A 23100-nucleotide genomic window follows, 5' to 3' on the forward strand; every position below is an offset into this window, starting at 1 on the left:
GACCTATGGGGTCAAATCCACCACCACCGCCACCTTAACTCAAACCGGTCTATTAACCGGCGAGAAGGTTGGCAACACCACGGTCATCGCCAGCATGGATGAGCTAAGCAGTAACACGGTCACCATTAATGTCACCGCAGCCATCATTACCGCCCTGCACATAACGGCGGAAGAGATATCGCTGGCTAAGGGACAAACACAACAACTGACCGCCATCGCCACCTACAGCGACAACACCACCGCAGACGTGAGCAATAACGTCACCTGGTTCTTACCAAGCGATACCGCCACAACCACAGTGACCCCTGCCGGGCTGCTGACCGGTGTGGCAATGGGCAGTACCACAGTGACGGCCCATAAAGAGGGGGTGACCAGTAACACCGTTGCGGTCAATGTCACCGCAGCGACCATCACGGCACTCCAGATAACGCCAGAGCAGGTGTCACTCCCCAGGGGAGGGACGCAGCAGCTGATCGCAACAGCCATGTACAGCGACAACAGCACGGCTGATCTCAGCAATGATGTCGCTTGGTTACTCAGCGATAATGACACCGCGACTATGACCTTGACCGGTTTGTTGACAGCCGAGAAGGTCGGACACACCACGGTCACGGCCAGCATGGACGGCATAGACAGCAATATTGTGACGATTACTGTGACCCAGGCATTTACTGGCGTTGAGGTAAACGGCTTTACCTTTAATATCCATGCAGGGTTTCCGAGCACCGGCTTTATGGGTGCCGCCTTTACCCTCAATACTCCGAGTCACGCCAGCGATTACAGTTGGGTGAGCGACGCCGACTGGGTCACAGTGAATAACGAAGGGGTCGTGAGCTTTATCTCTCAGGGTAACGCCTCACCGGTCACCATCACCGCCACCCCGACCGCGGGCGGCCTTCCTCTGACCTATACCTTTACACTCAACCGCTGGTTTACCAATCATGGTATAGAGCCAATGTCTTGGGATGACACCGCATACTGGTGTGCAACATTAAGACAAAGTCAACCCATCGTATCCGATCTCACACTAGGCATGGATTTCATACCAAGCCCGGTGGGTGGGCAAAATATTATTATTAGAAAAATGGGTGCACTGTTTTCAGAATGGGGAGATACGGCAGCCTATGCTGGCTCTCAATTCGTCTCCAGTTACTATTGGACAGCTGAAACCTACCCCTTTGCTGACACCGTCTACATGGTAGAAACAAAAGGAGGTAAATCAGTCGTAGGCAGAAATAGTCCCGGCATCTATGGTCTCTGTCAATTGAGTCTTTAAAATAAAAACTCTCTTTATTAAAAATCCATGTTTACCTTCCCTTTACCGCACCTTGTCGTGCGGTTTTTTTTTATAAAGAAAGAAAAGATGGCGGAATAAACTCGTCGAGACCGCTTCGTCAATCTGTAGGCTAACAGGCATCCTTTGGTGAGGGCTCAGCAGTACCAACTTATCAATGCGAGAGATGGCCTTGAGCCCACTACGGCCATTGCCTACAATGGCGCACTTTGCATCGACAACAGGTAATGACCATGAGCGACAACAAACCGGCCCTGCCGGATCATCTGGCGGCCAACCCGCGCAGCCCGCACTATGTGGCCGAATGCTTCGAGCACGAGATCGGTATTCGTGTGAACGGCAAGGAGCGCACCAATGTCGAGGAGTACTGCATCAGCGAAGGCTGGGTGAAGATTCCCTCCCCCAAGGCCAAGGATCGCTACGGCAACCCCATGCTGATCACCGTCAAGGGCAGCGTCGAGGCCTATTACCTCTGAGTCCTTGGCTCAGCACAAAGAGCCAAGCAGGCCAGGGCAGCGCGCCACGTGAAGGGAATATCCCCTCCCGCGACCACCTTCGGCCATAAAAAAACCTCTGCCTTGGCAGAGGTTTTTTATTTCCCGGCGCTAACCGGTTCAAACCGCTCGCGGCGCGGCGATCAGCAGGCGCGCACCGAGTCGCGGGTCACCAGCCGCCCATGTAGCCGGCTCTCCTTGTGCAGCACCTCCCGCCCCTCGCCTCTGGCAATCAGGGCCTGGGCGCACTCGCGGGCAATCTGCTCGACCGGGTACTCGATACAGGTCAATGCCGGTTGCAGGACGGCCGAGAGCGGGCTTCCCTCCAGCGTGATGAGAGAGACCTCTTCAGGCACCTGGATATTGAACTCTCGCAGCAACTGCATCGCCTCGGCGGCCTGCACGTCGTGCTGCACCACCAGGGCGGTGAAGGGCAGATAGCGGTTGAGCAGACCGAGCAGGGCCTGGGCGTTGCCCTGGGCATCGATCACCAGCTGCTGGTTATAAGGCAGGGATTGCTGTTGCAGCGCCTCCTGATAACCGCGCAGGATCTGCTGGCCGGTCGGGGAGCGGCGATCGTCGAGCAGCAAGGCTATCTGACGATGTCCCTTGCCAAGCAGGAAGCGGCAGGCGCTCTCGCAGGCAAAGGTGAGGTCGTAGCTGATCACCCCCCCTATGTCATCGAGCAGCAGCAGCCGCTCCTCATCGGGCGGGTTGACCATCAATCCGATGCCAAGCACCGCATCACAGCGCCCACCGAGCAGCTCGTCGAGCGCCTGTTGCTGGGTCTCCTCGCTGTCGGCAAAGCGCAGCAGCAAACTCTTACCGGCCTGGGTCAGCTGAGATTCAAGCGCGGGCAACAAGGTGGTGAGCAGCTGATGGCTCTGGCTGGTCAGCAGCAGACCGATGCAGTCGGTTGCCTGGGTCGCCAGCGAGCGGGCCAGCACATTGGGGCGGTAGTTGAGCTGCTCAACGGCCTGCAATACGGCCAGGCGGCTCTCTTCACGCACACCGCGCGAGCCGCTGAGCACCCGCGAGACGGTCGCCTTCGAGACATTTGCCAGACGTGAAACATCGGTGATATTAGCCATGGAGTGATTCCGGTAACCGGTTTACAACTTGTTTCATCGTACCAGATCCCCCACCGACGGCCAATGCGATTGGCCGATTTATCAACAAGGTGACAGCAGAAAAGGGTTTCAAAAGAGGCGTGGGATCGCCACGCCATGCAACGGGCCCCCCACCGCCGGAAAGCGGCAGGAGGCCAGATGAGTTACTTGAGCAGGATGGAGGTCTGCTGGAGCCCCCCGTTGCCATAGACGATGTCGTTGCCGCGCGGCGAGAGATTGATGCTGCCGTAGTCGTAGGACATGTCGAGCACCTCCTCGGCGCCGGCGCCATTTCCCTTCCAAGACCAGGCAATCCAACCGACCGACTCATCCTGCGCCTTGTTCAGCAGGTAGTAGTGATCGACGTTGTTGGGCGCCTGGAAGCGCTTGTCACCGAACTCCCCGAACAGGAAGGTCAGGTTCTGGGCCTTCATCTGGGCGATGGCGGCATCGATCTCGGCACTGGTGTCCCACAGCCAGTGGTAGGCGTGCAGGGAAAACAGCAGGTTCTTCCTGGCATCGGCAGTGAGCAGCTCGCTGCCGCGTCCGGCGAGGAAGCTCTGCACATACTGGCCACAGTGGGCCGCGTCAATCACCAGCGGCATGGTGTAGCCACCATCGCGCAGCTGCTTGATGAGACCCTTGTAGGTCGCGACGAAATCCGCGTAATTGTTGGTGTCCTCCCCCCACTCGTTGGCGATGTTGAGCAGGATCTTGCCCTTGTATTTGGCATCCTGCATCACCGCCTTCCAGCTGCCGAGCCACAGCGAGCTGACGGCGCTTTGCAGCGGCTGCGGATTGCTCTGGCAGGTCACGTCACTCTCCCAATACATGGGCATGGCGACCATGTTGCGCGCGACGATGGCATCGAGCGCACTGCGCAGCTGCTGCGCCGTGGTGCTCTTGCGCAGTTGCAGGCGCACCAGGTTGGCGCCGGTATTGGCGATCGGCGTGATGGCGGCCAGCGCCGCCCCTGGGTTGTCGCCGTACTGCAAGTTGATGCCACGGGCGACAAAGCGCTGGCCAGTGGCGGAATAAAGCTGGCCCTCTTTCACGTACATATCGCCGCTGCCGGGGGGCGGTGTGGTGCTGGCCACCTTGCAGCTCTGGTTGTTCTCCCAACCCCAGCCGTCGCCGTCAGGGTCGCTGGCCGATGAGGCACAGGTCGGGTAAGTGGTCGCGGCCAGGGCCGATGGGCTCAGCAGCAAGGCGGGGAGCGTGCAGCAGCCAAGCAGCATGGCAGCGATAATTGTCTTGTTCTTCACGTATCTATCCTTTTGTTTATCCACGGGATAAGCGGTCATTCCATAACCTGGACAGCGATACCGCACGACTCATTGCCACGGCATGATGGAAATACACCACCGGTGTTTTATCCGGGGCCGGCAGGGCCAACCACAGATAATCAGGGCCCTTGTTGTGATGGGTCTTGCTGGGCAAAAAATGGCTGCCGGCTCACGCACGCAGCCCTATTGATGATTAGTCGCTCGTCACCTTGATCGATTTCACGAACATATAGCCCCAGTCATTGGGCGCCTTGCCAAAGCTGATGTGGTTGCTGCCCGCTTGCAGCGTCACCGGGATCACCTTCTCCTCACCGACCTCACTGGTCTGGGGAAAATCGATCTGCTGCGGCTCGCCCCCATTGATCACCAGGGTGTTCTTCTTGCCGCCCCACTTGGCGTTGAAAAAGAGGTGCAGCCGGTATTGGCCCGCCTTGGGCAGCGCCACCGTCCAGGTCACCTTGTCCCCCTCGCTGGCAAACGGGCCGAGAAAGCCGTCGGCACCGATGGCCAGCTGATCCTTAGGGCTGGCGACCACATTGAGCTGGCCCTCCTTAGCCGATTGCTCGGCCAGCACCTGCTGCGCCATGCTCGGCACGCTGAGCAGCGCCGCCAGCGCGGCCCCCATCAACACGCGTTTCTTCATTTTTGGCTCCTTGGCTAAGCGAGGTGGGCACGGCCCCTCGCCGCGACAAAACATGAAGCGGGCAGCACTGGGGCTGCCCGCCTTGCATTACTGCGCCATCACCTGGATGGATTTCACGAACATGTAGCCCCAGTCACCGGCGAACTTGCCAAAACGGATCTCGTTCTTGCCCTGCTTGAGCTGCACCGGGATCACCTGCACCTGGCCGGCCTCGTCGGTCTGCGGGAACTCGATCGGGTAGCTGTCGCTGCCGTTGATGACCACGCTGTTCTTCTTGCCGCCCCACTTGCCGTTGAAGTGCAGGTGCAGGTTGAAAGCACCGGCCCAGGGAGCCTCGACATGCCAGCTGATATGGTCGCCCTCGTTGGCAAATGGGCCGGCAAAACCGTCCGCCGCCACGGCCAGCTGGTTCTCGGCGCTCTTGACCACGTGAAGCGCCCCCTCCTTGACACCGAGCACGGCAGAGCTGAACGCGCAGTAGCTGGCCGGCAGCTCGCCATTGGCCTTTGTCACCTGCACCTTGATGGACTTGGCGCTCTGCGCCAGGCCGTCATCGGCGCTGAAGGTCAGCTGGTACTCGCCAACCTGGGGGAACCAGGCGCGGGTTGCCGCCTGATCGGCGTGGCAGAAGTGGGCCTTGAGGGGCCCGCTGCTGCGCCACCCCACCTTGACCTGCGGGGTCGGCAGCTGGTCGTCGCGCCAGGCGCCGTGCAGCAAGACCCCCTGATCCAGCGTGGTGGTGAGATCGCGCCCGGCCTCCACCACCGGCGGCAGGTTCTGCTGGGTGTGCTTGATTGCGATGACGTTGGAGGGCTGGGAGACCCCCGACTCATTCTTGGCGATGACCCGGTAGTAGTAGGTCTGGCCCAAGGTGAGCGAGCGGTAGTCATCGCTAAACAGGCTCATCTTGCTCGGGTCCCACTCGTTGCGACCGTCCGAGAGATCCTTGCCGACCCGGCTCCATGGCCCCGTGGCGGCAGGGGCGCGCTCGATGTCATAGCTCCGCCCCACCGGCGCCCCCATCCAGTTGATGGCAAACGGTGAGTGGCTCTGGCGCAGCACGGGCGCATCCGGTGCCGGCAACGCAGGGGTCTGCTCAAGGCCGGCCATCTGGGCCGAGGCCTGGCGCACCAGGTTGACCACCTCCATCTCCTGATTGGCCTTGCCCTCGACCGGGAAGCCGGGCAGGTGATAGCTGTAGTGACCCGTGTACTCCTTGTGCCAGTAGAAGCCGCCGTCGTGGCGATGGCCGCGGAACCCCCAGATAAAGCCCCCCGCCGCCTTGGCGCCGTTCACCTCGCTGTGGACGATGGACTGCATGATGTGATTGAGCTCCTGGTGATCGAGCAGGCCAAACTCCCCCACCAGATAGACCTTCTTGCCGGCGATGGCCGCCAGATCCTTTTTCACCTGATCCGGGTGGTTGTTGCCGGCGTTGGTGTAGTAGTGGTTGCTGATGATGTCGACGTTCGGATCCTTGAGGGAAAAGTCATTGATCTTCTTGTAGGTGCCGTCGATGACCAGCTGGTGCGGGGCGAGCTGCTTGATCCAGGCCGCGGTCTGGGTCAAGAAGGCCTCGTTGGTGCTCTCCAGCTCGTTGCCGGTTTCCCAGGCCATGATCGCCTTCTCGTCGTAGTAGTGACGACCGGTGACCGTGTTCTTGCGGGTGATCACCTGGCGGATGATCTCCCGATAGGCCTGATAGGTCTTGCTCGAGGTGTTGTAGAAGTCGTCGGCCTTCTCCTTATAGAAGGCCGCCAGCTGCTCGCGGCCCCCCCACCACCACCAGTGATCGATGAAGGGGAGGATGAGGCGCAGCCCCTGCTTGTCGGCCTCGGCAATCATGTTGTCATAGACCACCATGGCCTTCTCGTTGAGGCGCGGCATCCCCTCGGCCGTGGCGGGCGCCAGGATGTGGGTCTCGCGGCCGCACGCCTTGTCGCTCTCTTGCTGCACCGAGAGGACATAGACCCGCTGGGCCTTGGCGCCGGTCTGCACCATGGCGCGGATCCAGTTGGCTTGCTCCTCGGCGGTCGGCCACTTGAAGTACTGACCCCAGCCGCGCGGGTCGGCCTTGCACACGCCGCGCGCATCATCCTCGATGCGGTGCAGCTCGGGGGCGTGAATGCCGGCGAAGCGAAACGCCTGCTTGCCATCCATCAGGGCAGCGCCATCACGGGTGATGAAGTGCTCAAAGTGCGAGGGGGCGGCCAGGGCGCTGCCGGCCAGGGCCGACAGCACACACAAGTTCAGGGTATTGAGTAATACGCGTTTCATGCTTGCTCTCCTTAGAACCACACTTCGCCCTGGACACCGAAGTTCCAGGTGCTGGTCTTGCCGCTGCGCGAATAGGCGCCGGCCGAGAGGGTGCCCGTGCCCCAGTCGTAGTTGCCGTCGATGGCATCGGCTACATCGCGGTCCCACTTGGCGTAGGTGGCGAACAGGCGCAGCTGCGGCCGGCTCCAAAAGCCGGAGTCGAAGGTCAGGGTCGGCGCTATAGTGGCCTTGGTCATGCCGCCCTTGCCCTTGCTCCCCTCCACTCCCTTGAAGTTGTCGTCGTCGAGGTACTCGTAGCCGACCTCATACTGCATGGCGAAGTTCTTGGTGATCTGCTGCATCGGACGCACGCCGGCCACCCACATGCTGCGGCCCCAACCGCTTTCATCACCGGTCCACCAGCGGTAGTTCTTGTCTTTTTGATAGAAGGCGAAGGTCGAGACATCCCAGCCATTGCCGAGGGAGGCCATGCCATCGAGCACCAGGCGCCAGGATTGGGTGTCATCGAGGTTGGCCCAGCCCCAGCCGTTCTTGCCAAGGGAGTCGCCAGCCGCCAGACCGCGGCCAAACTGGGCGACGATGCGCGAATAGCCACCACTCAGGCCATAGAAGCCGTCGAGGTTATAGATACCGGTGATGCCGTAGCCCTTCTCGGCGCTCTGCTTCCAGCCGTTGCCCTCGTTCTGGTTCATGTGGTGGGCGACCAGTTGCAGGTCGATGGGGCCGCCGCCCAGCTTCTTGAACCACAGGTTGAGGGAGTAGTCGTCCGGGTAGCCCTGCTCATCCTTATCGTGGGGATAGCGTTTGGCCTCGTCGCTCGGGGTGAAGGCGTACAGGCCGACGTCGAACTTGGCAAAGCCGAGATCGATGTTGTCGGCCCCGCCGCCGGTGCCGTTGTACTGGATGTACTCCCAGTCAAACTGGTGGCTGGAGGTGTTGGAGCTGCTGTAGCGCTTGCCGCCCCAAAACACCACGTCCGGCGCGAAGTCGAGCTTGGTCAGCTGGGCGTAGGCCTCGCGCACCTGCAACTCATGGCCATCGTCGTCGATACAGTTCCAGTCGGCGGTGCAGTCGGTCTCGTGGGTCAGGTTGGCCTGGATCTTGGCCACCGGGCCGGCGTCGGAGGTGAGGGTCACCTGGGGGATCAGCTCGAGCTTGGTGTTGTCTTCGTTGCCAAGGCGCCACTTGCCGTCCGGCATCAGGCTGACGGAGTCGACCCGGTTGCCGTCCTGGTTGGCCAGCACGCCGGAGCGCACATAGCCGTGCATGGCGAAGTCGTACTTGTCTGCCAGCGCAGTGCCACTGAACATGGCCAAGGTGAGCAGAGACAGAGGCATGATTTTGTTGATGTTTTCCATTTTCTCTTCCTTTTTATAACGTCCAACTGAAGTGGCGTAAGCCGCGCCGCACCACCGGCAACGCTCCCCTGCGGGCAGCACATCCCCGCACGGTGGCGCGGCACCATGTCCTTTTTCTGTGTGGTTGAGGGTCGCCCCGCAGGGCGACGGCATGACTAGCGCTGTGGCAGCCAGGCGGCGCCGCGCACCCCGCTACTGTCACCGTGCCGGGCCGGCAACAGCCGGGTCAGGCAGCGGTCGGTGAACAGCCAGGGGGTGATGGCGGCTGGCAGATCCTCATAGAGGCTCGCCACGTTGGAGAGGCCACCGCCGAAGACAATGACGTCCGGATCGAGCAGGTTGATGACGCTCGCCAGGCTGCGCCCCAAGGCGTGGATGAAGTGGCCGTAGTGGGCCTGCGCCTCGGCATCCCCCTCTGCGGCCGCCGTCAGGATCCCCTGCGGTGACAGGCTGCGGCCATGGCGCTCGACGAAGCGCCCGGCAAAGCCGGTGCCCGAGACGAAGCGCTCGATACAGTTGCTGCGCCCGCAGTAGCAGGGCTGGGCCGGGCCATCGAACTGGGGGGCATAGCCGGGCAGCGGATTGTGCCCCCACTCGCCGCTGATGGCGTTGGGGCCCACCAGCAGGCGCTGGTGCGCCACGATCCCGCCGCCGCAGCCGGTGCCGAGGATCACCCCGAACACTAGGTTGGCGCCGCTGCCGGCGCCGTCGAGCGCCTCGGAGAGGGTGAAGCAGTCGGCATCGTTGGCCATCCACACCGGCTGACCGAGCGCCGCCTCCAGATCGGCCTTGAGCGGGTGGCCGTTGAGGAACAGGCAGTTGGCGTTCTTGATGCAGCCGTTATCGCTGCGCACCGCGCCGGGCAGGCCGATGCCGATGCTAAAGGGGGCGCCGGCCTCCTCGGCAAAACCGCGAATGAAGCCAGTCACCACCTCGATGAAGGTGGCGTAGCCCTGCTGCGGGGTCGCGATGCGGCGCCGGCAGCGCTCGTTGCCGGCGGCATCGAGCAGCAGCCCCTCCATCTTGGTGCCGCCGATATCCAGTCCCAGTCGTAACATGCTGCTACTCCTTTGCCTGATCAGGCCGCCTGACGGCGGTAAATGTCGATGAGCTCGACCACCAGCTCCTTGGCCAGCATGGAGGTCATCAGGTGATCCTGGGCGTGCACCAGCACCAGGGTGACGGCGATCTCGCCGGTGCCCTGATCGGCCTCGATCAGCTTGGTCTGCACCGCGTGGGCGGCGTTGGCCGCCTCGGTGGCCTGCTTGAGCAGATCGTCGGCCTCGCTAAACTGGCCCTGCTTGGCGCAGAGCAGCGCCTCGTAGCAGAGGCTGCGGGACTGGCCGGCATTGATGATGATGCCCATGACGGTTTCTTCGAGATCAAACATGCTGTACTCCTTGTGTTGCTGTCGGGGCCGGCTTAGAAGCCGCCGCGGCGCGAGACGTCGGCGAACCACTCGCCGCTTTTCTTGATGCGGCGCTCGCCGCTTTCCAGATCGAGGCGGATGAAGCCATAGCGGTTCTTGTAGGCATTGCTCCACGACCAGTTGTCGATGAAGGTCCACAAGTGGTAGCCGAGGCACTGGCACCCCTCGCCGATCCCCTTGTGTACCCAGCGCAGGTGGTCGCTGACGAAGGCGATGCGGTAGTCATCCTGGATCTGGCCATCCTCGCCGAGGAACTTCTCCTCCCCCTCGACCCCCATGCCGTTCTCGGAGATGAAGCAGGGGATGTTGCCGTAGTGGTCGCGCAGGTTGGTGAGGATGTCGTAGATCCCCTTCTCGTAGATCTCCCAGCCCCGGTGCGGGTTCATCTTGCGCCCCGGCATCTCGTAGTAGTCGAAGAACCACTCCGGCATGAAGGGGCTGGCGGGGTTGACCGCGTTGCTGCGCGCCTTGACCCGGCGCGGCTGGTAGTAGTTGACCCCGAGCACGTCCACCTTGCCGGCGGCCAGCAGCTCGCGATCGCCCGGCTCGCAGGGCGGCAGCTGATCATATTCCCGCAGCAGCGCCACCAGCTCGCTCGGGTACTCGCCGCGCACCGCCGGATCGAGGAAGCTGCGGTTGAAGAAGAGATCGGCGATGTTGGCCGCCTTCAGATCCGCCGGGTGCTGAGAGCGCGGATAGGAGGGGGTCAGGTTGAGGATGATGCCGATCTGGCCATCCTGACCCTGACTGCGATAAGCCTGCACCGCCTTGGCATGGGCCAGCATGGTGTGATAGGCCACGCGGGCGGCGCGGCGAAAATCGACCACGTTCGGGTAGTGGAAGTCGTAGAGATAGCCCCCCTCGACCGGCACGATCGGCTCGTTGAAGGTGAACCAGTGCTTGACCTTGCCCCCGAACAGCTGGAAGCAGGTGGCGGCAAACTCGGCGAAGGCATCGACCACCTCGCGGCTCTCCCAACCCCCCTTCTCCTGCATCACCATCGGCATGTCGAAGTGGAACAGGTTGATGAAGGGGGTGATGCCGCGCGCCAGCAGCTCGTCGAGCATGGCGTGGTAGAAGCGCACCGCCTCCGGGTTGGGCTCGCCCCGCCCTTCGGGCAGCAGACGGGCCCAGGCGATCGAGGTGCGAAAGCTGTTGTGGCCAATTTGCGCCATCAGGGCGATGTCATCGCGAAAGTGCTGATAGAAGGTCGAGGTATCGGCCGGGCCGACCTGCTGGTGAAAACGGTGCGGCTCGATGGCGAACCAGTGATCCCAGATGGTCGGGGCCTTGCCCCCTTGCAAGCTGGCGCCTTCGGCCTGGGGGGCGGATGAGGCACTGCCCCACCAGAAGGTGTCGGGGAAACGGTACTGCATGGTGATTCTCCTCTGGGCCGCCCCACAGGGCGGCCGGCGGCAATAGGGATTAACGGGCGTTGGCGGTGGCCATGGGGGCGCTGACGGCCTCGTCACTCTGGTCGTCGGCCTCCTGCTTGAGCAGGGTGCGCTCATAGGCCTTCAGGAACGGGTAGTACATGACGGCGGCCGAGCACATGCACAGAACGCTCATCACCGCCGGACTGATGGCCCAGTTGGCGGCCCAGGAGGCGCCGATAGGGCCGGGGGTGGTCCAGGGGGTCAGCGAGGCGACGCGGGCGACCAGCCCCAGATCGAGGGCGAACCAGGCCAGGGTGGCGTTGATCATCGGCACCAGGATGAAGGGCAGGAAGAACACCGGGTTCATCACGATCGGGGCCCCGAACAGGATCGGCTCGTTGATGTTAAACAGACCGGGCACCACCCCCATCTTGCCGATGGAGCGCAGGTGCGCCGCCTTGCTGCGCAGCAGCAGGAAGGCCAGCGGCAGGGTGGAGCCAACCCCGCCGATCAGCAGGTAGTGATCCCAAAAACCTTGCAGGAAGATGTGCGGCAGCGCCTCGCCGGCGGCCATGGCGGCCTGGTTGTTGGCCAGGTTGGCCATCCAGAACGGGTTCATGATGCCGGTCACGATGAGGGCGCCGTGGATGCCGGCAAACCAGAGGATCTGGCACAGCAGCACCGCCAGCAGCATGGCAGGCAGCGAGTCGGAGGCAGCCACCAGCGGCTCGACCAACGACATGATGGCCTGCGGCAGGATCATGCCGGTGCTGCTCTCGATCAGCAGGTTGAGCGGATGCAGGGTCAGGATGATGACCAGCACCGGGATCAGCACCTCAAAGGAGCGGGCCACACCGGTCGGCACCTGGGGCGGCAGCTTGATGGTGACGTTGCGGCGCTTGAGCAGGGCATACATCTCGGAGGCATAGATGGCCGTCAGCAGGGCGGTGAAGATCCCTTGGCCCGAGAAGTACTGCATCGAGATAGCCCCCTCCTTGACCGGCGCGGCCACCAGCATGAAGGCCATCAGGCAGAGCAGGCCGGTGGTCACCGGGTCCAGCCCATTCTGGCGGGCTAGGCTAGCGCCGATGCCGACCGAGATGAACAGGGTCATCAGCCCCATGCTGAGCTGGAACGGCAACAGCAGCTGGGTTTGGTAGGTGCTGGCAAAATCGAGCCAGGCACGGGCGAAGCCCCACTGGGTCTGGGGCGAGAAGGGCGGGTAGATGAACACCAGCATGAAGCTGCCGACGATCATGAACGGCAGTGCGGCGATGAAGCCATCGCGGATGGCCTGGATGTACTTCTGCTGCCCTAGGCGTCCGGCCAGGGGGCTGATCTTCTGCTCGATCAGTGAGACGAAGCGGTCGTAAAAGGTACTCATGGACTCTTCCTTGTAGTGGTAAGCAAAATCAGCCGATCAGCGACAGGGCGTGATCCAGCACCTTGTCACCCCGTTGCATGCCGTAGTCGATCATGTCGATGACGGCGACCGGCACCCCGTGCGGTGCGGCGCGGCCGGCCAGCTCGGCCTGCATGTATTTCACCTGCGGCCCCAGCAGCACCACCTGGTAGTGGGGCATCTGGGCATCGAACTCGCTGGCACCGAAGGCGTTGATCTCCGCCGCCAGGCCACGTTTGGCCGCCTCTTCCTTCATCTTCTTGACCAGCAGACCGGTGGACATACCGGAGGAGCAGCACAGCATGATCTTGTTCATCAACGAATCTCCCTGAGTAGTAATGGACGATGAAATTACGGGGCCATTGAAACACAACGGAAACCGGTTTCCATTGTTTTCCGTATGCTTTGTGATCGAGATCGCTCAAGGGAAAGGCTTGGCCATGATTTCTGTGAGGCGGGTTGGAAAAATAGGAGCGGAAACCGAAGCGGCAGGACTGTTTCCAAGAAAAGGGGCAAAATGGACACACCATCGCCGTGGGGCCAGTGAGGACGCAAGAGACGAATGAACATGCAGGTCATGGGGATGCTGGTCAGCATCATCGAGCAGAGAATGGTGCCTGTGGCCAACTGGCTGACCCGCAGCCGCCACGTGATGGCCCTGCGCGACGGTTTTCAGCTGGCGATGCCCTTCATCATCGTCGGCAGCCTGCTGGTGCCGCTGCTCTATCCCCCGATCGCCTCCGATAACCTGCATCCGCTGGCCACCGGGCTGCGCCAGCTCTCGCAACAGCTCACCCCCTGGCTCTACCCTGTCTACAGCCACACCACCGGGCTCATCGCGCTGATCATTGCCTTCGGCGCCTCGGCCAGCCTGGCTAAGGCCTACCAGATGCCGGAGCGGCTCAGCGGCCTGTGCGGCTGCGTCGCCTTCCTGCTGCTCATCGACTTTCGGTCGCTGCAAAGCGGGGTGTTTGGTTATCTCGGGGGGCTGGGCATCTTCACCGCCCTGCTGGCGGCCTTCTACACGGTGGAGGTGATCCGTCTGTTTCACCGCGCCGGCTGGATCATCTTCTTTCCCGACGAGGTGCCACTGATGACCCGGCAGGGCTTTCAGCTCATCATCCCGCTGCTGTTTGTCACCCTCTCCTTGAGCCTGCTACGGCTGTGGTTGCAGAGCCATTTCGGCATCTCGATGCCGGAGCTGATGGAGCAACTGTTCCAGCCGCTGGTGACCGGCGCCGACACCCTGCCGGCCCTGCTCATCGCCCTGCTGGTGGCCCACCTGCTCTGGTTCATGGGGGTGCACGGCGCCCTCATCGTCAACGGCCTGCTCTCCCCTTTCTGGATGGCGGGGCTCAGCGCCAACCAAGGAGCGCTGATGGCGGGCGAGCCGCTGCCGCACATCTTCTTGCAGGGATTTTGGGACTACTACCTGCTGATCGGCGGCATCGGCACCACCCTGCCGCTGGTGTTCATGGCGATGCGCAGCCGCAGCCGCACCCTGCACTCGGTCGGCCGGCTCGGCTTCATCCCCTCCCTGTTCAACATCAATGAGCCGATCCTGTTCGGCTTTCCCATCATCATGAATCCGCTCTTCTTTCTGCCTTTCATAGGGGTGCCGATGATCAACGCCACCCTGGCCTGGCTGCTGACCCAGTGGGGCTATCTGGATCGCTTCGTGGCCATGCTGCCCTGGTCGATGCCCTCCCCCCTCGGCGCCGCCTGGGCGGCCAACGGCAGTTGGGCCAACGCCCTGATGGTGCTGGTCTGCATCCTCAACAGCTATGTGCTCTATCGCCCCTTCTTCATCGCCCACGAGCGGATGTTGCTAGAGCAGGAGGCGGCGCGCCAGCAGCGGGCGAACAGGGGCCAATAGCCCCCAACGCGAAGAGGGGCCTGATGGCCCCTCTTGGTGGTCAATCTTTCCCCTCTCACACCCGGTTGCCGGCCCGGGCAAACCGCCCCTTAGCCTGTACCCGATAACGGCCGGTGGCCGCGGGCACGAAGGCCGACTGGCCCGGTTGCAAGCTCAGGGACGCGCCCTCCTGCACCAGCGACAATTCGCCATCGATGGCCAGCAGCACCTCGGCACTGGCGCTGTGCAGCTCGTGCAGCCCGGCCGGGTAGACGCTGAAGGTGAAATCCGGCACCGGCACGTCGAAGTGCTGCACCGCCCCCTCCAGGTGGGGCGCCAGCATTATCTTCTCCGCCGGCGTGGGCTCGCAGCGGGTGCAGGAGAGCAGCTCCTCCACGTCCATGTGCTTGCCGGTCAACCCGGCGCGCAGCACGTTGTCCGAGTTGGCCATGATTTCCAGCCCCGCACCACGGATGTAGGCGTGCGGCGTGCCGGCGCCTAAGTACATGGCCTGGCCCGGCGCCAGGGTCACCACGTGCAGCAGCAGCGGCGCAAACAGCCCCACGTCCCCTGGGTACTGCTCGAACAAGTCGAGCACGGCGGCGAAGGTCTCCTCCTCGCGGTGGGCCAGGGCTGCGGCGTGCAGTGCCGCGAGCGCCTCCTCTTTGGCGTGCCCCTGCAAGGTCAGCAGGGCGCGAAAAAAGCGCGCCAGCCCAGCCGGGGTCTGCTCGGCGGCGAAGGCGCTGACCAAAGACGCCAGACTCGGCGCGGCAACCAGCTGGAACAGGGCGAGGATGGCGGCGAAGTCGCGAAAACCGTTCATCGCCTGATAGGGGGTGAGGGCGAACACCAGCTCGGGCTTGTGGTTGTCATCGCGGTAGTTGCGGTTTGGCGCGTTGGCGGTGAGCCCGGCGGCGTTATCGCGGGCAAAGCCGGCCTGAGCTTGCGCCTTGCTCGGGTGCACCTGTACCGAGAGGGCTTTCTCGGCGCACAGCACCTTGAACAGGAACGGCAGGGCGCCAACAGGCGCGGCGCTGGCGCCGAGGGTAGCCTCGGGATGGGCGGCGATGAGGTCGGCCAAACGAGTGGGCGCACCGTCCACCTCGACCAAGGAGCAGCCGTTGGGGTGGGCGCCCATCCACAGCTCGGCCTGGGGCGCCCCTTCGGGGTTGGGTAGGCCAAACAGGGTGGTGAGGGCCGTGCGGCTGCCCCACTCGTAATGCTGAACTAGGTTGGTCATGCGGTAGAAGGGGGAGAGGGTGGTCTGTGTCATGCTGCATCCATGGCAAGGGGCGATCGGCACGCGCGGCGCCGATACCTGGGCGGAACAAATTGGAAACCGGTTTCCATTATAGATATATCTCTGCCCAAGTACAGCCGTGAAGGGCATGGCCCCCCGCTGCCGGCCCAATTTCATATGCTACTGTTTAATCTCACAATGTCGGCAGAAGGGAGAGACTCCATGGATGAACCGTTGAAAGAGCCAGACTTACTTCCCCCCTCTCATGCCCACCTTGCTGACGCCGCCACACTCAACCTGCAACCAGAGGCGCTCGGCGCCGAACCCTCCCTCGATGAACTCAAGGCCAGGCTGGCCGCCATCGAGCGCAGCCACGGCATCATAGAGTTCACCCCGGACGGGGTCATCGAGCGGGTCAACGATCACTACCTGAAACTGACCGGCTATCCGCGCGAGGCCCTGCTCGGCCAGCACCACAGCCTGCTCTGCCCCCCCCGACTATGTGGCCAGCGATGAATACCGCCTCTTCTGGCAGCGCCTGCGTCAAGGCCAACCGTGCAGCGGCCGCTTCCCGCGCCGTGGCCACCAAGGCCGCCACTACTGGATCCAGGCCAGCTACACCCCGCTCATCGGCAACGATGGCCGGGTCAGCCGCATCGTCAAGTATGCCCACGATGTCACGCAGAGCGTCGAGACCGAGCAGAAGGTGCTGCGCCAAGGAGAGCTGCTCGACATCATGCTGTCGGCCCAGGATGGATTCCTGCTCGATCACAACTTGGCAGGCGCCTGTGACAAGCTCTTCTCCCGCCTGCTCGGCGTCACCGAGAGCGAGTTCGGCTTCATCGGCATCGTCCAAGGCAGCGGCGAGCAGGCCTGCCTCTACCTCCCCTCCATCTCCAACCTCTCCTGGAACGAGGCCACCCGGGAGTGGTACGAGCGCCAAAGCCGCTCCCGCAGCGGCCTCATCTTCAACAACCTCAACAACCTGTTCGGCCATGTGGTGACTCACAACACCACGGTCTGCACCAACCACCTCCCCAGCCACCCGGCCAGCCGTGGTTTTCCTCCCGGCCACCCCCAGCTGCACTCCTTCCTCGGCATTCCCGTCACCTATGGCGGCAGAGCCATCGGCATGATAGCGCTGGCCAACCGCCAGCAGGGGTATGACGCGTCGGTGATCCAACAGCTCGAGCCACTGGTTGCCACCCTCGGCACCCTGATCCACGCCCGCACTCTGGAAGATGAGCGCAACCGGATGGAGAGCGACCTGCGCTTTAGCGCCAGCCATGACTTTCTGACCCAGCTCCCCAACCGCAGCCTCTTCTTCGAACAGGCCAGCGCCCTGTTCGCCGGCCCTCGTCGGCGTCAGGCTGGGCGCCACTGCTTGGCGCTCCTCGACATCGATCACTTCAAGCGGATCAACGACGAACATGGCCACCTGGTCGGGGATGCCGTGCTCAAAGGGCTCGCCAAGGTGCTGCTCGATACCCTGCGCGAGCAGGATCTGGTGGCCAGGATCGGCGGCGAGGAGTTTGCCGTACTGCTGCACGATGTCGCCCTGGACAACGCGCGCAACACGCTGGAGCGGCTGCGTCTCGTCGTTGCCGACCACCCCTTCGTCTGTGAGTCACTGACCCTGCATCTGACCATCAGTGCCGGCGTCACCCCCTATCGCCCCACCTTGGCATCGGTCGATGACTGGTTGCAGGAGGCCGATCACCTGCTCTACGGCGCCAAGCACAAGGGGCGCAACCGGGTCGAAAGCCAAGCATGAAAAAGGGCCCCATAGGGCCCTTGGTTATGTTCGTGGAGGATCAGAGCTGGTTGTGCTCGCTGCGCCCCTTGGTGAAGTAACGCATCACCAGCACGAAGAAGATGGGCACGAAGAAGATGGCCAGCACGGTGGCCGTGATCATCCCCCCCATCACGCCGGTACCGATGGCGTTACGGCTACTGGCGCCGGCACCGGTACTGATCACCAGCGGCAACACGCCAAGGCAGAAGGCGAGCGAGGTCATCAGGATCGGGCGCAGACGCTGACGCGAGGCCTCCAGCACGGCGTCACCGAGCTTCATCCCCTTGTCGTACAGCTCCTTGGCGAACTCGACGATGAGGATGGCGTTCTTGGCCGACAAGCCGATGGTAGTGAGCAGGCCCACCTGGAAGTAGACGTCGTTCTCCAGCCCGCGCAGGGTGGCGGCCAAAATGGCCCCGAGTACCCCGAGCGGCACCACCAGCATGACCGAGAACGGAATGCTCCAGCTCTCGTAGAGGGCCGCCAGGCAGAGGAACACCACCAGGAGCGAGATGGCGTAGAGGGCAGGCGCCTGAGCTCCCGCCTCGCGCTCCTGATAAGAGAGCCCCGTCCACTCGATGCCCACCCCTTCCGGCAGTTTCTCTACCAGCTTCTCGATGGCCACCATGGCGTCACCGGTACTCTTGCCGGGGGCCGCCTCACCCACTATCTCCATCGCCGCCACGCCGTTGTAGCGCTCCAGGCGCGGGGAGCCGAAGCTCCACTCGGTAGTGGCAAACGAGGAGAAGGGCACCATCTGGCCGCTGCTGTTACGCACGTACCAGAGGCTGAGATCTTCCGGGTTCATCCGGAAGGGGGCATCGGCCTGCATGTAGACCTTCTTCACCCGGCCGCGATCGACGAAGTCGTTCACATAGGAGGAGCCCCAGGCCGATGCCAGGGTGGTGTTGATGTCGCTGATGCTGAGCCCCTGGGCCAGCGCCTTGTCGTAGTCAATCTTGATATCGAGCTGCGGCGTGTCCTCCATCCCGTTCGGGCGCACCCGCACCAGGGTCGGATCTTGCGCCGCCATGCCGAGCAGCTGGTTACGCGCCTCCATCAGCTTGTCATGGCCAATGCCGCCGCGATCTTGCAGATAGAAGTTGAAACCGGTGGCCGTCCCCAGCTCCGGGATAGAAGGCAGGTTAAAGGCAAACACCTGCGCCTCCTTGATGCTGAGCAGATAGCCCATGGCGCGGCCGATGATGGCATTGGCGCTGCGCGAGGCTCCCTGACGAACATCCCAATCCTTGAGCTTGATAAAGGCCATCCCGGTGTTCTGGCCGCTACCGGCAAAACTGAACCCGGCGATGGTCAGCACCGACTCGACGTTATCCTTCTCGTGCTCGAGGAAGTAGGTTCGCATGTCGCTCAGTACGGTCTCGGTGCGCTCCTTGGTGGCCCCCACTGGCAGCTGCACCATGGACATGATCACCCCCTGATCCTCTTCCGGCAGGAAGGAGCTGGGCAGGCGTATGAACAGGATACCCAACACGACCAGCATGGCGGCATAGATGATGCTGTAGCGGGCCCCCTGCCTGATCACCTTGCGCACCCCGCTCTGATAGCGCTGGGTGCTGGCGTCAAACAGACGGTTGAACCAGCCGAAGAAGCCGCGCTGCTGGCCGAACTCGCCGTGCTTGAGCGGCTTGAGCATGGTGGCGCACAGGGCCGGGGTCAGGATCAGCGCCACCAGCACCGACAGGGTCATGGCCGAGACGATGGTGAGCGAGAACTGCCGGTAAATCGCACCGGTCGAGCCGCCAAAGAAGGCCATCGGCACGAACACCGCCGAAAGCACCAGGGCGATACCGACCAGGGCGCCGGTGATCTGGTCCATCGACTTGCGGGTCGCCTCGAGGGGGGAGAGCCCCTCCTCACTCATCAGACGCTCCACGTTCTCAACCACCACGATGGCGTCATCCACCAAGAGGCCGATGGCCAGCACCATACCGAACATGGTCAGGGTGTTGATGGAGAAACCAAACGCCGACATGACGCCGAAGGTGCCAAGCAGCACCACGGGCACCGCGATAGTCGGGATCAAGGTGGCGCGGAAGTTCTGCAAGAACAGATACATAACGCAGAACACCAGGATGATCGCCTCGATCAGGGTCTGGGCCACCTCCTCGATGGAGATCTTGACGAACGGGGTGGTGTCATAGGGGTAGACCACCTTGACGCCGTTCGGGAAATAGGCCGACAGCTCGTCCACCTTGGCCCGCACCTTCTCGGCGGTATCCAGCGCGTTGGCGCCGGTCGCCAGCTTGATCGCCAGGGCGCCGTTGGCCTGGCCGTTATAGAGTGCCTCGGCATCGAAACGCTCACCATTGAGCTCAACTCGCGCCACATCCCCCAGACGGACCTTGGAGCCATCCTGATTCACCCGCAGCAGGATGTTCTGGAACTGCTCCACGGTAGAGAGACGGGTCTGCCCCATGATGGTGGCGGTAAATTGCTGATCGCTCACCGCCGGGGTGCCCCCCAGCTTACCGAACGCCACCTGAGCGTTTTGTGCCTGGATCGCCGCCTTGACATCGTTCGGTGTCATCTGCACCCGGTTGAGCTTGTGCGGATCGAGCCAGACGCGCATGGCGTACTGACTGCCGAACACTGTCACCTCACCCACCCCGTCGAGACGACTGAGAGGCTCTTTGAGGTTACTCACCAGATAGTCAGAGAGATCCTGACCACTCAGGGAGCCATCGGTGGAGATGATACTCATCACCATCAGGAAGCTGCTCGAGGTCTTTTCAACCCGGATCCCCTGGGACTGCACCTCTTGCGGCAACAGCGACATGGCCTGTTGCAGCTTGTTTTGCACCTGCACCTGGGCAATGTCGGGGTCGGTCCCCGGCTGGAAGGTGAGGGTCACCGAGGCATTGCCCGATGAATCCGATTCGGCGGACATGTAGAGCAGGTGATCCAGCCCGGTCATGTTCTGCTCGATGATCTGGGTCACCGAGTCTTCCACCGTCTTGGCGGAGGCGCCCGGATAACTGGCCGAGATCCCCACCGCCGGCGGGGCGATGGTGGGATACTGGGCCACCGGCAATTTCAGGATTGCCAGCCCCCCCGCCATCATGATCACCAAGGCGATCACCCAGGCGAAGATGGGTCTGTCTATGAAAAATCGTGCCATTTGGCGACTACTCCATTACTTGCTCTGGGGCGCGGCTGGGGTGGCGGCGGCCTTTGCTTCACTGGGATTCACTTCGGCGCCCGGCTTGACCTTCTGCAGGCCGGCGACGATCACCTTCTCGCCCGCCTTGAGTCCGGACTCAACCAACCAGTTGTTGCCCACCATGCGGCTCACCTGCACCTCGCGCGCCTCGACCTTGTTCTCTGCGCTCACCACCATGACAGAGGCGCCCCCACGCGGGGTGCGGCTGACCGCCACCTGCGGCACCAGCAGTGCATCCTGACGCTGCCCCTCCTGCAAGGTGGCGCGCATGAACATGCCCGGCATCAGCAGGTTGTGGGTGTTGGGCACCACGACCCGCAGGGTCACCATGCCGGTGGTCTCGTCGACGGAGACATCGGAGAACTGCAGCGAACCCGCCTCGGGGTAGACACTGCCATCTTCCAGCGTGAAGTTGACCGGCGCGCCATGACGTTCATCGGTCTTGAGCTTGCCGGCCGCAGCCAGCTGCTTGAGACGCAGCAGATCGGCGGTCGACTGGCGCACGTCCACGTACATGGGATCGAGCTGCTGGATGGTGGTCAAAGCGGTGGCCTGCTGGGCGGTCACCAGGGCCCCCTCGGTCACCGCCGAGCTGCTGATGCGGCCGCTGATGGGAGCCGTGATGCGGGTGTAACCCAGATTAATCTCGGCGGTGCGCTGCGCCGCCTTGGCGGCCATCACCTCGGCCTGCGCCTGCTTCCAGCTGGCCAGGGCGTCGTCATAGTCCTGGCTGCTGATGGATTTCACCTTGAGCAGCGACTCGTAGCGCTTGGCCTTGAGCTGGGCGGTACGCTCGTTGGCCTGCGCCTTGGCCACATTGGCCCTGGCCGAGGCCACTTCGGCCTCATACAGCGAGGGGTCGATCTGATAGAGCAGATCGCCGGCCTTGACGTCGGAGCCCTCGGTAAAGAGGCGTTTTTGCAGTATGCCACTCACCTGAGGACGCACCTCGGCGATGCGTAAGGCGGAAGTGCGGCCGGTCAGTTCGGTGTCGAGCGTCACGGTGGATGCACCGAGAGTGACCACGTCCACCGCGGTCGGCGGCATCTGTCCCTGGGTGGGGCCGGCCTGCTCACCGCAACCTGTCAGTGCTCCACCGGCCATCACGGCCAACAGCAGAGCAAGAGTATGTTTTTGCATGAAGAGTCTACGCCTCTGTTACCTATCGGGCAGCCGTTTCGCGACGAAGCCGGCTGGCAAAAAAACGTGAGTGGGTTAATATACAAACATTCACGAATGTATGTAAGTTACTTTTCCTTCTTTTTACACTACGCAATCAGGTGGAGAACGCCCTTCCTTATATGGCCAGAAGAACCAAAGAAGAAGCCCAGCAGACCCGCGAGCGCATCATGAACACCGCGCTCGATCTCTTTTGCCGCCACGGTCTGGCCAAGACCAGCCTGAGCGACATCGCCCAGGCCGCCGACCTGAGCCGGGGCGCCATCTACTGGCACTTCAAGAACAAGGACGAGCTGTTTGCCTCGCTGTGGGAGGAGCTGTGCGCGCCGCTGGCCCAGCAGCTCTATGCCTGCATCGATCCGGCCGAAGCCGACCCGCTCGGGCGTCTGAGAATCTTTCTGCGTGAAGCGCTGCACCAGGTCACCACGGCGCCGGCCCACCGCCAGATGTTCAGCCTGATGTTCAGCCTCGAGTCGATGGAAGGGGAGACCCATTCCCTGCGCGCCCACATGCGCGAACAGGCGCAGCAGTTCTTCCGCGATCTCGAAGCCACCCTGAACAACGCCAAGCAGCAGGGTCAGCTGCCCCCCCACACCAATACCGCCCGCTGCGCCACCCTGCTGCACTGTACGCTGGATGGCTACATCCTCAACTGGATGCACTTCCCCGAGCGTATCAGTCTGGAGCAGGAGGCCGATTTCCTGCTCGACAACCTGTTTGCCCTGTTGCGCCAGACCGGTGGCATGCATGCATAACGCCCCCCCCACCCTACCGGCCGGCAGCCACCTGCTGCTGCTCGGTGACGATGGCCAGTTCGCCGCCCGCCTGCTGCAAGCCGGCATGGTGGTCAGCCTCTACCATCACGACATTGCGGCCGCTCAGGCGGCATCGCTGGCGGCCGGCCTGCCGGTTCGCGTCTGCCGCTTGGAGCAGCTCAGCACGCCGGTGCCCTTCGCCGCCGCCTGGCTCGAGCCGGCCCATTTTTCTGTAGAGAAGGCGCTGCCCCATTTGCCCGCCCTGCTCAAGCCGGGGGCGCCGCTCTACCTGTTGCGCCCCACGCCACTGCCCACGCTACCCCCTGGATGGCGGCAAATAGATGAACAGCACCTCATCCGGCTCCCCTAGCCCGCCGGGTTCCATTTGACTGAGCCTCTGTTTACACTGATGCCGTTCTTCCCC

At 62.8% G+C, this 23100-nt stretch carries 21 protein-coding genes; 8 read left to right on the forward strand and 13 right to left on the reverse strand.

Going from position 1 to position 23100, the window contains the following annotated elements; genetic code table 11:
• Window positions 1-1276, forward strand: a 1276-nt coding sequence (locus BN1134_RS08490; protein ID WP_042046586.1) for an Ig-like domain-containing protein, incomplete at its 5' end; no start/stop codon positions are given.
• A gap of 251 nt (window positions 1277-1527) precedes the next feature.
• Window positions 1528-1770 (forward strand): DUF3297 family protein, encoded by a 243-nt coding sequence (locus BN1134_RS08495; RefSeq protein WP_156991717.1) that lies wholly within the window; start codon window positions 1528-1530, stop codon window positions 1768-1770.
• A gap of 161 nt (window positions 1771-1931) precedes the next feature.
• Here the strand turns inward: BN1134_RS08495 and BN1134_RS08500 are convergent, their stop codons facing one another.
• The 10 genes from BN1134_RS08500 to BN1134_RS08545 all read right to left on the reverse strand — a co-directional run bounded on the left by BN1134_RS08500 (window position 1932) and on the right by BN1134_RS08545 (window position 12984).
• Window positions 1932-2879 (reverse strand): LacI family DNA-binding transcriptional regulator, encoded by a 948-nt coding sequence (locus BN1134_RS08500; RefSeq protein ID WP_042046588.1) that lies wholly within the window; start codon window positions 2877-2879, stop codon window positions 1932-1934.
• A 182-nt stretch (window positions 2880-3061) separates the two neighbouring features.
• Window positions 3062-4162 (reverse strand): cellulase family glycosylhydrolase, encoded by a 1101-nt coding sequence (locus BN1134_RS08505; RefSeq protein WP_042046589.1) that lies wholly within the window; start codon window positions 4160-4162, stop codon window positions 3062-3064.
• A 214-nt stretch (window positions 4163-4376) separates the two neighbouring features.
• The gene (locus BN1134_RS08510; protein WP_042046590.1) at window positions 4377-4826 is read right to left on the reverse strand and encodes a CBM35 domain-containing protein; all 450 of its coding nucleotides are present in this window, start codon (window positions 4824-4826) and stop codon (window positions 4377-4379) included.
• Between the two features lie 87 nt (window positions 4827-4913).
• Window positions 4914-7103 (reverse strand): CBM35 domain-containing protein, encoded by a 2190-nt coding sequence (locus BN1134_RS08515; RefSeq protein ID WP_042046591.1) that lies wholly within the window; start codon window positions 7101-7103, stop codon window positions 4914-4916.
• Between the two features lie 11 nt (window positions 7104-7114).
• Window positions 7115-8461, reverse strand: a complete 1347-nt coding sequence (locus BN1134_RS08520; RefSeq protein WP_042046592.1) for a carbohydrate porin — start codon at window positions 8459-8461, stop codon at window positions 7115-7117.
• A gap of 155 nt (window positions 8462-8616) precedes the next feature.
• Complete coding sequence (locus BN1134_RS08525) at window positions 8617-9519, reverse strand: ROK family protein (protein ID WP_042046593.1); 903 nt, start codon at window positions 9517-9519, stop codon at window positions 8617-8619.
• A gap of 20 nt (window positions 9520-9539) precedes the next feature.
• On the reverse strand, window positions 9540-9851 hold the full coding sequence (locus BN1134_RS08530; protein WP_042046595.1) for a PTS lactose/cellobiose transporter subunit IIA: 312 nt from the start codon (window positions 9849-9851) through the stop codon (window positions 9540-9542).
• 32 nt (window positions 9852-9883) lie between these two features.
• The gene (locus BN1134_RS08535; RefSeq protein ID WP_042046596.1) at window positions 9884-11266 is read right to left on the reverse strand and encodes a glycoside hydrolase family 1 protein; all 1383 of its coding nucleotides are present in this window, start codon (window positions 11264-11266) and stop codon (window positions 9884-9886) included.
• Window positions 11267-11315: 49 nt separating this feature from the next.
• Complete coding sequence (locus tag BN1134_RS08540) at window positions 11316-12650, reverse strand: PTS sugar transporter subunit IIC (RefSeq protein WP_042046597.1); 1335 nt, start codon at window positions 12648-12650, stop codon at window positions 11316-11318.
• Between the two features lie 28 nt (window positions 12651-12678).
• A complete protein-coding gene (locus BN1134_RS08545) occupies window positions 12679-12984 on the reverse strand; it encodes a PTS sugar transporter subunit IIB (RefSeq protein ID WP_042046598.1) in 306 nt (101 codons plus the stop codon).
• A 22-nt stretch (window positions 12985-13006) separates the two neighbouring features.
• Between BN1134_RS08545 and BN1134_RS19660 the strand changes: the two genes are divergently transcribed.
• Entirely contained in the window at window positions 13007-13234 is a 228-nt protein-coding gene (locus BN1134_RS19660; RefSeq protein WP_156991718.1) for a hypothetical protein, read from the forward strand.
• Window positions 13231-14544: a PTS sugar transporter subunit IIC gene (locus BN1134_RS08550; RefSeq protein ID WP_042046600.1), complete on the forward strand. Its 1314-nt coding sequence runs from the start codon at window positions 13231-13233 to the stop codon at window positions 14542-14544. The genes BN1134_RS19660 and BN1134_RS08550 overlap by 4 nt, the downstream gene beginning before the upstream one ends.
• Before the next feature lie 55 nt (window positions 14545-14599).
• Here BN1134_RS08550 and manA read toward each other — a convergent pair whose 3' ends face one another.
• On the reverse strand, window positions 14600-15796 hold the full coding sequence (gene manA / locus BN1134_RS08555) for a mannose-6-phosphate isomerase, class I (protein ID WP_042046601.1): 1197 nt from the start codon (window positions 15794-15796) through the stop codon (window positions 14600-14602).
• A gap of 189 nt (window positions 15797-15985) precedes the next feature.
• Here manA and BN1134_RS20165 point away from each other — a divergent pair, with 189 nt between their 5' ends.
• A complete protein-coding gene (locus BN1134_RS20165; RefSeq protein ID WP_232300614.1) occupies window positions 15986-16279 on the forward strand; it encodes a PAS domain-containing protein in 294 nt (97 codons plus the stop codon).
• A complete protein-coding gene (locus tag BN1134_RS08560; RefSeq protein ID WP_415857802.1) occupies window positions 16266-17537 on the forward strand; it encodes a sensor domain-containing diguanylate cyclase in 1272 nt (423 codons plus the stop codon). Before BN1134_RS20165 ends, BN1134_RS08560 begins: the two co-directional genes overlap by 14 nt.
• A 40-nt stretch (window positions 17538-17577) precedes the next feature.
• On the opposite strand, the gene BN1134_RS08565 is transcribed toward BN1134_RS08560, so the two are convergent.
• Window positions 17578-20700 (reverse strand): efflux RND transporter permease subunit, encoded by a 3123-nt coding sequence (locus BN1134_RS08565; protein ID WP_042046602.1) that lies wholly within the window; start codon window positions 20698-20700, stop codon window positions 17578-17580.
• A 15-nt stretch (window positions 20701-20715) separates the two neighbouring features.
• Complete coding sequence (locus BN1134_RS08570) at window positions 20716-21882, reverse strand: efflux RND transporter periplasmic adaptor subunit (RefSeq protein WP_042046603.1); 1167 nt, start codon at window positions 21880-21882, stop codon at window positions 20716-20718.
• A 161-nt stretch (window positions 21883-22043) separates the two neighbouring features.
• Here BN1134_RS08570 and BN1134_RS08575 point away from each other — a divergent pair, with 161 nt between their 5' ends.
• Window positions 22044-22676, forward strand: a complete 633-nt coding sequence (locus BN1134_RS08575) for a TetR family transcriptional regulator (protein WP_042046605.1) — start codon at window positions 22044-22046, stop codon at window positions 22674-22676.
• Window positions 22669-23046 (forward strand): hypothetical protein, encoded by a 378-nt coding sequence (locus BN1134_RS18880; protein WP_052449454.1) that lies wholly within the window; start codon window positions 22669-22671, stop codon window positions 23044-23046. The genes BN1134_RS08575 and BN1134_RS18880 overlap by 8 nt, the downstream gene beginning before the upstream one ends.
• The last annotated feature ends 54 nt before the right edge of the window (window positions 23047-23100 follow it).

It is taken from the genome of Aeromonas simiae, assembly GCF_000820125.1.
GTDB classification, from domain to species: domain Bacteria; phylum Pseudomonadota; class Gammaproteobacteria; order Enterobacterales; family Aeromonadaceae; genus Aeromonas; species Aeromonas simiae.

Coding starts and splice junctions, on each gene's coding strand:
- BN1134_RS08495 (WP_156991717.1), top strand. CDS start 1,528: ATGAGCGACAACAAACCGGCCCTGCCGGATCATCTGGCGGCCAACCCG.
- BN1134_RS08500 (WP_042046588.1), bottom strand. CDS start 2,879: ATGGCTAATATCACCGATGTTTCACGTCTGGCAAATGTCTCGAAGGCG.
- BN1134_RS08510 (WP_042046590.1), bottom strand. CDS start 4,826: ATGAAGAAACGCGTGTTGATGGGGGCCGCGCTGGCGGCGCTGCTCAGC.
- BN1134_RS08515 (WP_042046591.1), bottom strand. CDS start 7,103: ATGAAACGCGTATTACTCAATACCCTGAACTTGTGTGTGCTGTCGGCC.
- BN1134_RS08520 (WP_042046592.1), bottom strand. CDS start 8,461: ATGGAAAACATCAACAAAATCATGCCTCTGTCTCTGCTCACCTTGGCC.
- BN1134_RS08525 (WP_042046593.1), bottom strand. CDS start 9,519: ATGTTACGACTGGGACTGGATATCGGCGGCACCAAGATGGAGGGGCTG.
- BN1134_RS08530 (WP_042046595.1), bottom strand. CDS start 9,851: ATGTTTGATCTCGAAGAAACCGTCATGGGCATCATCATCAATGCCGGC.
- BN1134_RS08535 (WP_042046596.1), bottom strand. CDS start 11,266: ATGCAGTACCGTTTCCCCGACACCTTCTGGTGGGGCAGTGCCTCATCC.
- BN1134_RS08540 (WP_042046597.1), bottom strand. CDS start 12,650: ATGAGTACCTTTTACGACCGCTTCGTCTCACTGATCGAGCAGAAGATC.
- BN1134_RS08545 (WP_042046598.1), bottom strand. CDS start 12,984: ATGAACAAGATCATGCTGTGCTGCTCCTCCGGTATGTCCACCGGTCTG.
- BN1134_RS19660 (WP_156991718.1), top strand. CDS start 13,007: ATGGACGATGAAATTACGGGGCCATTGAAACACAACGGAAACCGGTTT.
- BN1134_RS08550 (WP_042046600.1), top strand. CDS start 13,231: ATGAACATGCAGGTCATGGGGATGCTGGTCAGCATCATCGAGCAGAGA.
- manA (WP_042046601.1), bottom strand. CDS start 15,796: ATGACACAGACCACCCTCTCCCCCTTCTACCGCATGACCAACCTAGTT.
- BN1134_RS20165 (WP_232300614.1), top strand. CDS start 15,986: ATGGATGAACCGTTGAAAGAGCCAGACTTACTTCCCCCCTCTCATGCC.
- BN1134_RS08565 (WP_042046602.1), bottom strand. CDS start 20,700: ATGGCACGATTTTTCATAGACAGACCCATCTTCGCCTGGGTGATCGCC.
- BN1134_RS08570 (WP_042046603.1), bottom strand. CDS start 21,882: ATGCAAAAACATACTCTTGCTCTGCTGTTGGCCGTGATGGCCGGTGGA.
- BN1134_RS08575 (WP_042046605.1), top strand. CDS start 22,044: ATGGCCAGAAGAACCAAAGAAGAAGCCCAGCAGACCCGCGAGCGCATC.
- BN1134_RS18880 (WP_052449454.1), top strand. CDS start 22,669: ATGCATAACGCCCCCCCCACCCTACCGGCCGGCAGCCACCTGCTGCTG.